Origin of the sequence: Vibrio sp. Isolate30, assembly GCF_022397975.1 — a bacterium.
GTDB classification, from domain to species: domain Bacteria; phylum Pseudomonadota; class Gammaproteobacteria; order Enterobacterales; family Vibrionaceae; genus Vibrio; species Vibrio fortis.
Genome location: NZ_JAKEUS010000003.1, coordinates 26,259 through 37,040 on the forward strand (window position 1 = coordinate 26,259; position 10,782 = coordinate 37,040).

Here is a 10,782-nt window from a genome sequence, read left to right on the forward strand (position 1 = left end):
ACACTCGCCATCAAGACCTATCACATCAACCCCTATCTACTTTAACTTCGCGATTGAATCAGCGCTCAATGGTGTCTTTACTGCCACTACTCGACGTTGAGCTCGCGATTAATTACGATTTAGGAACAGACAGTTGCATCTCTGGCTGGGCTTGTTTCTTCGCTCGGATTTTACGAACCACAAACCAAATCAACAGGCCAAGTAGAATAGCGACGACATTACCCACGCCAATAATGATCATGCTGCGTTGTCTCTCTTCTTCACGCTGCTTCAACAACAGTTGCTCAGCGGCAATACGTTTCTGCTCAGCCAAGGCCTCTTCTTGAAGACGACGAGATTCGGCTAAATCAATCTCTTCAACAACACTGTAGGTTTGTTGTTTAATCGGGAACATCAATGGGCGCTGGCTTGAAGCATCTGTCGCAAAGACTCGTCCAGACCAAGAATAGATTCCCAAATCTCCAACATAGGGAACTTCCATTGAAACTTTCATACCTTCAGCCGCAGCTTGTCCTTGCTGATAAGAGATATATTCATCAGGCGCAGTATGTTCTACATGAGTCGCCAACGAGCTTGGTGCAATCATGCCCTGCTCACCCGATACAATAATCGTATGCGGCGTCCCCTCTTTTCGAGACTGAATAAAAGTCGTCGAGATAGGTGATGGGTAGACAAGCACTTGCTGCTCTTGAGCACGAAGAAACACCCCGTTTCCAGAGGTGATTCTAGCTCGGTACTTTCCAGGCTCTATATCAATCGGTAACGCAACAGTGAACACACCATCACCCGCCTTCTCATCAAGATCTTCACCGTTATCGGCAAATTCACCCATAATGACAGGCACCGGGCGAGCTTCACGAACCAAAGCATCTTCGTTTTCGATGTACTTGGTGAAAGTCACCTTGAGGTTGACCCTATCCAGAAAATCACGAAGTACTAAAGGCTTGCCGTCGGACGTCAGGCGAGCCGTGAATTTCAGCACTTCGCTTTGATAGAGCTTGTCTGGGAATTGCTTTGCATCAAGCACCAGGTGAGAAAGTAACTTGATATTGTTCTTTGGAGACACTTTGCCCACGGCTTGCCAAGGCCCCGGCATTGGATGATCTATGGAAACGATATCCATTGATGGCTCTTGGTACCAACGAACATTGTCCGCGTTACGCCACGAATAGTATTTTTTACCATCCGGGCGCACCAATACCACAGGTTGAGAATTGTCGGCTCGATAGATAACAAACGTAATCTGTTCGATACTTGGATCCACTCTAAAGCGATTATCCAAGAGTCGAATTGAGGACTCTGTTGCCGCCTGTACACTGATACTAAGAAGTAACAAGCAACTCCAAGCCAATGCCTTAAACATACTCTCTCCCTACTGACGCCAGAGGCAGCTTCCACTCTCCTCGACGAGATCTAAACGATTTTTATGCGCTTCTAATTCATCGGCCGTTGCACGCAAAACCTTTAGCGATTTTCGTCCACTTTCGACACGACGGATCCCTTCCGCGGCACCCTCTTGTTGTCCCGCATTGAATTGAAGCGAGGTTTGCCCACCTGTCATTAGTAGGTAAACGTCAGCTAGAATTTCCGCATCGAGCAAAGCGCCGTGGAGCGTTCGGTGCGAGTTATCAATGCCGTATCGCTCACAGAGAATATCGAGGTTGTTACGCTTGCCCGGGAAGATCTTCTTCGCCATCGCAAGGGTATCGGTCACCTTACAGTAGTCGTCGGTTTTACCTATACTTGGATCGAGCTTCTCAAACTCATAGTCCATAAAGCCCGTATCGAAGGGCGCGTTATGAGCGACCAGCTCAGCGTCTTTAATAAACTCAAGAAACTCTTTGTGAACATCCTGATACTCAGGCTTATCAACCAAGAACTCATCGGTAATACCGTGAACGCCAATCGCCTCTTCTTGAATAGCACGATCAGGTTTGATGTAGACGTGGAAGTGACGCCCAGTTAATTTACGATTGACGATCTCTACCGCACCGATCTCAATAATACGATGCCCAAGATAATGTGGCCCGCCTTCGGTGTTCATACCCGTCGTTTCGGTATCGAGTACAACAATGCGCTTGTTTTCAGCGTTTGAGCGGTGTTCAGAATTGTTACTGGTATTCATAAGGATAACTGTGTCAGACTATGCCGATAATGTGCTTAAGGTAATAGTATCAAATCATGACGAAACAAGTTGAAATTTTCACTGATGGTTCGTGTCTCGGTAATCCAGGCCCTGGTGGCTATGGGATCGTACTCCGTTATAAGCAGACAGAAAAAACGCTCGCGAAAGGTTATTCACTCACCACCAATAACCGTATGGAGATGATGGCAGCCGTTGTCGCACTGCAAACCTTGAAAGAGCCTTGTGCCGTGATTCTCACCACCGATAGCCAATACGTACGCCAAGGTATCACTCAGTGGATCCATAACTGGAAAAAACGTGGTTGGAAGACGGCCGACAAAAAACCCGTTAAAAACACCGACCTGTGGCAATTGCTGGATAAAGAAACAGCACGTCACCAAGTAGATTGGCGCTGGGTTAAAGGTCATGCTGGGCATCGTGAGAATGAGATGTGTGATGAGCTGGCTCGCACAGCAGCCGAGAACCCGACCGAAGAAGATACAGGCTACCAAGCGAGTTAAGATTTCAACAATAAACCCGCTATGGTAGAGACCAAATGAAGCCGACCCTCAGTCGGCTTTTTTGTGGCTATTAGACAGTGGAGATGGCTCAAGTGAAGCGCGGCGAACTCCGGCTCTAAAGCTCGCGCCAACTGGAGAAAAACGTCGCTTGAGATGCCAATGAGGTTTTATTGGCTTAATTGGGTAAGTGCGTTTACGCGCCACAATGAAGTACTGACTACCCGCGACTGAAGCACAGCTACCAAGGCTATTTTCAAGCCATGTCCAAAACGCACGATAACGACTCATTGGAAATAGCGCATAGGTATCGCAATGAATAACTTGATAATTGAGTACGCCTAGCCAGTCCTTAACTCGGTTTGGAGTGTACATTCTGCCACTCCAAGGTAGACTATTCTTACGCCAAGGCAATAAGCTTGCGAGCCCTGTGAAGCTGAATGGATTGAACCCTGTGATGATGATATAGCCATCATCCATCATCACTCTATCGACCTCACGCAACATCCGGTGGGGGTCATTGCTATAATCTAATTGATGACTGAGAACGACAACATCGAAACTCTTCTCTAAAAAGGGCAAATTATAGTCATCTGCAATCACATTGTGTAAAGGGTTCTGGATATCTAGATTTACTTGATGTTGAATATTGCATGTGCAGCTGGATATCTCACAACTGAGACCGCCGAGCTTAAGCATATGATAGCCAAACAGCTTAGGGCACCATTCATCCAAACGAGTTTGAATAGACTCGCGGAGCCATGGGCCATTGTGTAATTGTTCCCAAGTATAAGGGCGCTCAAATTTCTTACGGCTGCGTGCTGGCTTCATCAATAATCTGTCTCACTTATTCTGTCGCACTAAAAGTGACTGGAGAACCAATAATGTTACATATCAAAAGCATACCTGCATTCAATGACAATTACATCTGGCTGATTGAAAATAGCGATCGTCGTTGTGCTGTTGTCGATCCTGGTGATGCGGCTCCAGTTCTAGAATACTTAGAGCGCCATGAGCTAACTTTAGATGCAATCTTAATTACGCACCACCACAACGATCACATCGGTGGCGTTCCAGAGTTAGTCAGACAATTCCCAACCATTGATGTTGTTGGCCCTAAAAATGAGCCAATTCCAACTCTAACGCACCCTGTCGACGATGGTGATCAACTAGAGCTATTTGACGAGGTGTTCTTAGTACTTGGCTTAAGCGGTCATACAGCCGGTCACATTGGCTACGTAGGCGACGGCAAACTATTCTGTGGTGATGTTCTGTTCTCTGCCGGTTGTGGCCGTATTATGGAAGGGACTCCACAACAGATGTTTGATGCCCTCAATAAGATTACAGCTCTACCTCAAGAGACTGAAGTCTATTGCGCTCATGAGTACACGGCAGCCAATATCGCATTTGCTCTTGCTGTTGAACCAGACAATATGCAACTTCAGCAGTACCGAGACGACGTTAACCGCTTACGAGCACAGAATAAATCGACCATTCCGACAAATTTACGTTTAGAGAAGTGGATCAACCCATTTCTTCGCTACAGTGAACCAAGTGTAATTAAATCAGTATCTAACCGAACTGAGCAAACTGACGCTCTTTCAGTATTTACAGCGCTACGTGCGTGGAAGAACGAATTTTAACAATTAGAGACTTGTCACTCATAGGGGGTGACAAGTATTATCAGCAGCCGTTTAAAAAAAAGGCTGTAACATGCGAGTTAAGTACAGCTGGGCTTTGGTATTACTACTTTCTGGTTGCCAATTAACTCAGCCAGATAATCAAGACCAAGCTTCCGAGCAAACCAACACTCTCCCTGCTAAAGAGATTTCTCAATCGGAAGTTTCCGTATCAAAAGCAGAGCAAGAACAACCAAAAGTTGAAGCACCTGTCGTTACTCCACAAACACAACAAGATGTTTGGAAACGCATTGCGATGCAGCTTGAAATGGATATCCCCAATCACAAAAAAGTCGATTACTATCGTACTTGGTATCTGAAGCACCCTAACCATTTAAAGACGGTGTCCCAACGTGCAGAACCTTTCCTGTATTTGATCACCGAGAAGATCGAAGAGAAAGGCCTACCACTTGAGCTCGCACTACTCCCGGTCGTTGAAAGCTCATTTGATGCGTTTGCCTATTCTCATGGTAGCGCCGCAGGTCTGTGGCAGTTTATTCCGGGTACTGGAAAATACTACGGCCTAGAGCAGAACTTCTGGTACGACGGCCGTCGTGATGTTGCAGCATCAACTGATGCCGCCCTTGAGTATCTAGAATCACTGAACAAACGCTTTGATGGTGATTGGAACCATGCTATTGCGGCTTATAACAGCGGTGGAGGTCGTGTAAACAGCGCGATCCGTAAGAACAAAAAGTTAGGTAAACCAATAGACTTCTTCTCTCTCGATCTACCGAAAGAAACCAGCGGCTATGTACCAAAACTGCTGGCTCTAGCGGATGTCATCGCCAACCAAGAAAAGTACGGCATTGACATTCCACCTATTGCCAACAAACCTGTTCTTAAACTCGTTAACCCTCAAGAACAGCTGGATCTAGCGATTGCGGCTAATTACGCGGGTATCCCAGTAAAAGAACTACAGAGCTATAACCCTGCTTACAACCAGTGGGCTACTGCACCAGAAAAACACCAGCAACTCCTGCTCCCAATCAATTCTGTTGATCAATTCAATAAAGAAGTGGCAGCGAATAAAGGGAAAGGCATGAAGCTGGTTCGCTATAAAGTGAAATCTGGCGATAGCATCAGTGTACTTGCACAACGCTACAACACCACCAGCAAGGTGATTCGTAGTGCAAATGGCATGACCAATAACAATATTCGCGTTGGTCAGCACCTGCTTATTCCATCATCAACCAAAGATGACAAAGTGTATGCCCTAAGTGCCTCTAACCGCTTAGCCAGCACGCAGTCGAAAAGTCGTGGCCAGTACAAGCTAACTCACACAGTAAAAAGTGGTGATAGCCTATGGACGATTGCACGAGCCAATAAAGTCTCTCATCAATCTCTTGCTAAATGGAACGGCATGGGACCTCGAGACACACTACGCATTGGTCAAAATCTCGTCATCTGGAAGAACAGTTCTGATGGTGCGATCATTCGAACTGTCTACTACAGCGTAAAATCTGGTGACACAGTCAGCGGTATTGCATCAAAGTTCAAAGTAAAAACTTCGGATGTTGTAAAATGGAACACTTTGCAAAACAAGAAGTACTTACAGCCAGGTCAAAAGATCAAACTGTATGTTGATGTAACTAAGGTAAGTGTATGAACCCGTCAAGTAACCCACTCGTAATGCTGTTGGATATTTTCCGTTCTCCAACTGCGTGTTTCCTAGCGCTGTATCAGCGAGGAGCCTGGGGGTGGCAACCCTACGTTGTCTTAATGCTCAGCCCATTTCTATTTTGGGGTGCCTATTTTTCTAACGTAGATTTCACCTGGTTAAGTGCAGAGTTGACTCGCCAACTAGCACAAACCAACCCAGATCAATTGGAGTTACTTGATAGCAATACACTGCTTGCCAGTGAAATCATCAGCGATGTCTTTGGTCGTACGCTGACTATTGCAATGCTCGCTTTCTGGTTCAACCTAGCGACGAAACCAAGCCAGCATCAACATGGTTACTGGAAGTGGTTTGCCGCTGCCTCAGTCATCACTTTCCCTGCGGTACTGGGTGATATTGCCAGCTACGCTAGTTTGCTACTGAAACATGGTCAGGTCATGAACTACGCCGCTGATCTGAACAGCATTAATGGTCTTATTAAGCTGCCACTGACTAATGATTGGTCACAGTTTGCTAGCTCATTCCCACTACTACTGCCTTGGTACATCGTACTAGGTTACGCAGCGGTGCTTACGTGGACTGAATTTGAACGTGGTCAAGCCCTAGTAATCTCAGCGCTGCCTTGGGTTGGCTACTACCTAATTTGGGCACTGTACATTCTGGTGTCTTAATCCCGTTTGATTACTGAACATCAAACGTAACCTGCATAGGGTTATGATCAGAAGCGTCCGATTTGGGCGCTTTTGCGTTTCTAACGGTCAGGTCGCGATAGAAGATATGATCCAGAACTAACCCAGTCACGAACTGAGTGCGATGATCTGGCGAAAATGCCACTTCGGCTAAGCCCACTTCATTCAAGGCTTTCTGCAGTGCATCAAAGCGGGCTTCACTCCAACTATTAAAGTCTCCTGCAAAGATAATTGGACCACGATACTCTCTTAGTGTTGATGTCAATGCCGACAACTGTTGTACGTAGTCCTCTGTACCGAGAGTAAAGTTAACCGCGTGAATGTTCACAACAGCAAGCTGCTCACCATTACTCAGTTGATAACGCGACCACAACGCCGATTTCGGTAGCTGCAACCAGGGTTCTTCATGAGTGTAAGCACAAGCCTCAATAGGAAGATGAGATGCAAGGTTTAACACCCCTGCACTTTGATTGAACGCCTCAAAGGCATTGACGCGATTGCTTCCCCATAAGCCACTAGTGATCCAAGATTGCATCTCTTCGCTCATACTCGCTTCTTGCAGCAGCACTAGTTGACTCTCATTAGTCAATGCATTGAGGGCTGAGCGCCAATTATCTCGATTCTGTTTATAGATATTCCATACCGTCACATTCAAGCCATTGGAAACATCGATCGCTTGCGGTAATGGGTTTTGATAACAACTGTAAACATCATTGCTAATGGTCGGAGAGTGAGTGACAAGATTGGGCTGAGCGGGGATCTTGAAAATCAGTTTAAAGCTTGCGAACACCAACGCAGAGCCAACAACAAAACCAAACAGTACTTTCTTCAACATAAACCGAGCCCTAGAAAATGAAAAAGGAGCGATAATCGCTCCTTTTAGGGTAAATGTTTTTTTAAACGGCGTCTTCGTCTTCTTCGCCCGTGCGGATACGAACCACACGCTCAACGTCAGTAATGAAGATCTTACCATCGCCGATCTTACCCGTTTGCGCTGTTTCAATGATGGTATCAACACATTGATCCGCCACTTCGTCAGTCACAACGATCTCTAGTTTTACTTTTGGAAGAAAATCAACCATGTACTCTGCACCACGGTAAAGTTCAGTGTGGCCTTTTTGACGTCCGAAGCCTTTCACTTCAGATACTGTCATGCCTGTAATACCCACTTCAGCCAGTGCTTCGCGTACATCATCAAGTTTGAATGGCTTGATAATGGCTTCAATTTTTTTCATGTTCATCCCTTAAACTCTACGAATAGCCCATTATCGAATAGCTATCATAAACATTCAATGAAAAAAGCCAGCGCTAACAAGCACTGGCTTAGAAATCACATTCACATGTAAAACTATTTTAGGCTTGCATAGTAAGCAGCAAGATTGGCAATGTCAGCATCACTTAACATTGACGCTTGAGCCTGCATCACAGCAGCAAGGCCGCCATTACGCTGTTTAGTTTTGTATGCGTTAATCGATGTTACGAGGTATTGCTCGTTTTGACCTTTTAGATTTGGGTAACCTGGGATCACGGCGATACCGTCAGCGCCATGACAAGCTGCGCACACTGCAGCTTTCGCTTGACCCGCTGCCACATCACCCGCTAGAGCGTTGCCACTTAATAGTCCCAGTCCAAGGACAAATCCTACTGCTATCTTTTTCATTGCTTATTCCATTGATTATTATTGATATAAGTGCGTCCAAATTGTGCCACAAAGTTGTTTTACTTGCTCCAGACGGCTTCACAATCTTGGCCTTGATAACGCTTATCTACAAAAAGCCCCATCACTGCCACTACGTTCTCGCCATCCATGAGGATCGGAGTCCTACGACGCAACCAACTCGGTATCTTGTATTCTTGGAATAACTTTTTCATTTTCCGGCTATGCCCACGCCCCACAGGATGAGCGACTAGGCCTTCTGGGTTAAATATCACTTTTAATGGATGAGTGGCGCTAGATAGAGATAGTTTTAGTGAGTCTTCACTACCTTTCGAGACCACACCATTACTAGCTCGCAGTGAAAGGAAACCTAGTTGGTCAGGCAATTTCAGAGACTGCCCCAATTGTATCTCAGCTTGCCAAGCTTCTAGTGATGGTCGGGATTCGACAATAAACAGTCTGTTATCAAAGCGACGCACTTCGGCATCACCCAGCACTAACACAGGGTTCGCATCTTGTTGCGCACAAGCCACTTCACTCCACAACAACGCTAACTGTTTCTGACTCGGCATAATTAGACCACTTTTCGACAGCCACATTCTCAATAGCCGTGCACGCATCAAGCTCGAGCAACCCAATACGCTTTCAATCTTCAAGCTGTTATGCAAACCAAGGGCTTGATCTAATTTAGGGGTAATCAGCTCATCTAGCAGTAACTCTTGCTCAGCGCACAATTGAGCGCTGCGAGCCACAGATTCCGGGAAAGAAGGCCAGCGTTCCACCAGCTTAGGTGTAACTTCGTGGCGAATAAAATTTCGGTCGAAGCGCTGATCTTGATTACTTTCATCTTCAACCCATGTCAGTCCGTTGTGTTTGGCATACGCTTCAATCTCTTGTCGAGAAGAGCCAATTAAGGGACGTATCAACGTCGCCTCGCCAATAGACATCACTTTTGCCATGGATGACAAACCTTTCGGGCCACTGCCTCGTTTCAAGGCGAGAAGAAACGTCTCTAGTTGATCGTCCTGATGTTGACCTGTAAGTAATACATTACCTTTGTGTAGGTGTGTTTTCAGCGCTCCATAACGAGCATCTCGAGCTAGCTTTTCTAGACTTTCACTGCCTGAAGTATCTAAAGAAACTCGCTCGACATAGAGTGTTACGCCTAACTCCAAACACCACTGCTGGCATTGCTCAGCCCAATCATCGGCATTACTACTCAAGCCGTGATGAACATGGACAGCAATACAATCAACACCTTGCTCTCTACTATAACGAGCAGCCAATTCCAGTAACACACGTGAATCAACGCCACCACTGAATGCGATAACAATTCGGTTTATAGAAGATAAGTGAGACTCAAGAGCGAATGAGAACGCCTGATATAGATGGGACATTAGAATTTGGCAGTTAAGAGTAATGTAACAATAATAAAAAAGGGTTGGCACTGAGTCCAACCCTTTCATTATCTCTTATCACATCTAAAAGAGAGTGATAGCTAAACAGTCATCGCCAAATTAGCAGTAACCGTAGCTCATTAGGCGCTGGTAACGACGCTCAAGTAGCGTATCGTTATCAAATTGCTCTAACTCTTCTAGTTGTTTAACTAGTGTCGCTTTCATGTTCTCAGCCATTTGGATTGGATCACGGTGAGCACCACCTAGTGGCTCAGGAATGATCTCATCAATCAGCTCAAGCTCTTTTAGACGAGGAGCAATTAGACCCATCGCTTCTGCAGCTTGTGGTGCTTTGTCTGAGTCGCGCCATAGGATTGATGCACAACCCTCTGGAGAGATAACTGAGTACGTAGAGTACTGAAGCATGTTCACGTAGTCGCCAACACCGATAGCTAAAGCACCGCCTGAACCACCTTCACCAACAACGTTACAGATAACAGGAACCGTTAGACCTGCCATTACTTTTAGGTTCTTCGCGATCGCTTCAGATTGACCACGCTCTTCTGCGCCAACACCTGGGTATGCACCTGCAGTATCGATGAAAGTAATGATTGGCATGTTGAAACGCTCAGCCGTTTCCATTAGGCGAAGCGCCTTACGGTAACCTTCTGGCTTTGGCATACCAAAGTTACGGATTACTTTTTCTTTAGTCTCACGACCTTTTTGGTGACCAATAACCATAACTGGACGACCATTTAGACGAGCCATACCACCAACGATCGCTTTGTCGTCAGCGTAAGCACGGTCACCCGCTAGCTCTTCAAATTCAGTGAACACGTTCTCTAGGTAGTCTAGCGTGTAAGGACGCTGTGGGTGACGAGCAAGTTGAGCCACTTGCCATGCACCTAAGTCACTAAAGATTTTCTGTTTAAGCTCTAAGCTTTTTTTCTCTAGTTGTTCAATTTCTTTGTCTAGATCTACCGCAGCATCACCACCGTGACGAGAAACGTCACGTAGCGCTTCAATTTTTGCTTCAAGTTCAGCGATAGGCTTTTCAAATTCTAGAAAGTTCAGGCTCATCTATGAATCCTTGTTG

At 45.9% G+C, this 10,782-nt stretch carries 12 protein-coding genes; 4 read left to right on the plus strand and 8 right to left on the minus strand.

Annotated features, from left to right (window positions below):
• Positions 1 to 112: 112 nt before the first annotated feature.
• Both L1D60_RS10335 and dnaQ read right to left on the minus strand, forming a co-directional pair.
• Positions 113 to 1,363, minus strand: coding sequence for a TIGR03503 family protein (locus tag L1D60_RS10335; protein ID WP_239841021.1), 1,251 nt, complete (start codon positions 1,361 to 1,363; stop codon positions 113 to 115).
• 9 nt (positions 1,364 to 1,372) lie between these two features.
• Positions 1,373 to 2,125, minus strand: a complete 753-nt coding sequence (dnaQ, locus tag L1D60_RS10340; protein ID WP_239841022.1) for a DNA polymerase III subunit epsilon — start codon at positions 2,123 to 2,125, stop codon at positions 1,373 to 1,375.
• A 56-nt stretch (positions 2,126 to 2,181) separates the two neighbouring features.
• Here dnaQ and rnhA point away from each other — a divergent pair, with 56 nt between their 5' ends.
• Entirely contained in the window at positions 2,182 to 2,646 is a 465-nt protein-coding gene (gene rnhA / locus L1D60_RS10345; RefSeq protein WP_239841023.1) for a ribonuclease HI, read from the plus strand.
• Positions 2,647 to 2,694: 48 nt separating this feature from the next.
• On the opposite strand, the gene L1D60_RS10350 is transcribed toward rnhA, so the two are convergent.
• Complete coding sequence (locus L1D60_RS10350) at positions 2,695 to 3,474, minus strand: class I SAM-dependent methyltransferase (protein ID WP_239841024.1); 780 nt, start codon at positions 3,472 to 3,474, stop codon at positions 2,695 to 2,697.
• Positions 3,475 to 3,527: 53 nt separating this feature from the next.
• Here L1D60_RS10350 and gloB point away from each other — a divergent pair, with 53 nt between their 5' ends.
• The 3 genes from gloB (at position 3,528) to L1D60_RS10365 (ending at position 6,614) form a co-directional block, all read left to right on the plus strand.
• On the plus strand, positions 3,528 to 4,286 hold the full coding sequence (gloB, locus tag L1D60_RS10355; protein ID WP_239841025.1) for a hydroxyacylglutathione hydrolase: 759 nt from the start codon (positions 3,528 to 3,530) through the stop codon (positions 4,284 to 4,286).
• A gap of 70 nt (positions 4,287 to 4,356) precedes the next feature.
• Positions 4,357 to 5,931, plus strand: coding sequence for a LysM peptidoglycan-binding domain-containing protein (locus L1D60_RS10360; protein WP_239841026.1), 1,575 nt, complete (start codon positions 4,357 to 4,359; stop codon positions 5,929 to 5,931).
• Positions 5,928 to 6,614: a YIP1 family protein gene (locus tag L1D60_RS10365; protein WP_239841027.1), complete on the plus strand. Its 687-nt coding sequence runs from the start codon at positions 5,928 to 5,930 to the stop codon at positions 6,612 to 6,614. The genes L1D60_RS10360 and L1D60_RS10365 overlap by 4 nt, the downstream gene beginning before the upstream one ends.
• Positions 6,615 to 6,624: 10 nt before the next feature.
• Here the strand turns inward: L1D60_RS10365 and L1D60_RS10370 are convergent, their stop codons facing one another.
• From L1D60_RS10370 to accA, 5 genes are all read right to left on the minus strand, one after another.
• The gene (locus L1D60_RS10370) at positions 6,625 to 7,467 is read right to left on the minus strand and encodes an endonuclease/exonuclease/phosphatase family protein (protein WP_239841028.1); all 843 of its coding nucleotides are present in this window, start codon (positions 7,465 to 7,467) and stop codon (positions 6,625 to 6,627) included.
• A 61-nt stretch (positions 7,468 to 7,528) separates the two neighbouring features.
• Positions 7,529 to 7,867: a nitrogen regulatory protein P-II gene (gene glnB, locus L1D60_RS10375; RefSeq protein WP_004738609.1), complete on the minus strand. Its 339-nt coding sequence runs from the start codon at positions 7,865 to 7,867 to the stop codon at positions 7,529 to 7,531.
• A 113-nt stretch (positions 7,868 to 7,980) separates the two neighbouring features.
• Positions 7,981 to 8,292, minus strand: a complete 312-nt coding sequence (locus L1D60_RS10380; protein ID WP_239841029.1) for a cytochrome c — start codon at positions 8,290 to 8,292, stop codon at positions 7,981 to 7,983.
• A 59-nt stretch (positions 8,293 to 8,351) separates the two neighbouring features.
• Positions 8,352 to 9,686 carry a tRNA lysidine(34) synthetase TilS gene (gene tilS, locus L1D60_RS10385; RefSeq protein WP_239841030.1) on the minus strand — a complete coding sequence of 445 codons (1,335 nt, stop codon included), beginning with the start codon at positions 9,684 to 9,686 and terminating at the stop codon, positions 8,352 to 8,354.
• A 120-nt stretch (positions 9,687 to 9,806) separates the two neighbouring features.
• The gene (gene accA, locus L1D60_RS10390; RefSeq protein ID WP_032551713.1) at positions 9,807 to 10,766 is read right to left on the minus strand and encodes an acetyl-CoA carboxylase carboxyl transferase subunit alpha; all 960 of its coding nucleotides are present in this window, start codon (positions 10,764 to 10,766) and stop codon (positions 9,807 to 9,809) included.
• Between the last annotated feature and the right edge of the window lie 16 nt (positions 10,767 to 10,782).

What these genes read in the sequence shown, in the direction of transcription:
- L1D60_RS10380 (WP_239841029.1), bottom strand. Translation starts at nt 8,292, where the DNA reads ATGAAAAAGATAGCAGTAGGATTTGTCCTTGGACTGGGACTATTAAGT.
- glnB (WP_004738609.1), bottom strand. Translation starts at nt 7,867, where the DNA reads ATGAAAAAAATTGAAGCCATTATCAAGCCATTCAAACTTGATGATGTA.
- L1D60_RS10335 (WP_239841021.1), bottom strand. Translation starts at nt 1,363, where the DNA reads ATGTTTAAGGCATTGGCTTGGAGTTGCTTGTTACTTCTTAGTATCAGT.
- L1D60_RS10360 (WP_239841026.1), top strand. Translation starts at nt 4,357, where the DNA reads ATGCGAGTTAAGTACAGCTGGGCTTTGGTATTACTACTTTCTGGTTGC.
- accA (WP_032551713.1), bottom strand. Translation starts at nt 10,766, where the DNA reads ATGAGCCTGAACTTTCTAGAATTTGAAAAGCCTATCGCTGAACTTGAA.
- tilS (WP_239841030.1), bottom strand. Translation starts at nt 9,686, where the DNA reads ATGTCCCATCTATATCAGGCGTTCTCATTCGCTCTTGAGTCTCACTTA.
- dnaQ (WP_239841022.1), bottom strand. Translation starts at nt 2,125, where the DNA reads ATGAATACCAGTAACAATTCTGAACACCGCTCAAACGCTGAAAACAAG.
- L1D60_RS10350 (WP_239841024.1), bottom strand. Translation starts at nt 3,474, where the DNA reads ATGAAGCCAGCACGCAGCCGTAAGAAATTTGAGCGCCCTTATACTTGG.
- gloB (WP_239841025.1), top strand. Translation starts at nt 3,528, where the DNA reads ATGTTACATATCAAAAGCATACCTGCATTCAATGACAATTACATCTGG.
- L1D60_RS10365 (WP_239841027.1), top strand. Translation starts at nt 5,928, where the DNA reads ATGAACCCGTCAAGTAACCCACTCGTAATGCTGTTGGATATTTTCCGT.
- rnhA (WP_239841023.1), top strand. Translation starts at nt 2,182, where the DNA reads ATGACGAAACAAGTTGAAATTTTCACTGATGGTTCGTGTCTCGGTAAT.
- L1D60_RS10370 (WP_239841028.1), bottom strand. Translation starts at nt 7,467, where the DNA reads ATGTTGAAGAAAGTACTGTTTGGTTTTGTTGTTGGCTCTGCGTTGGTG.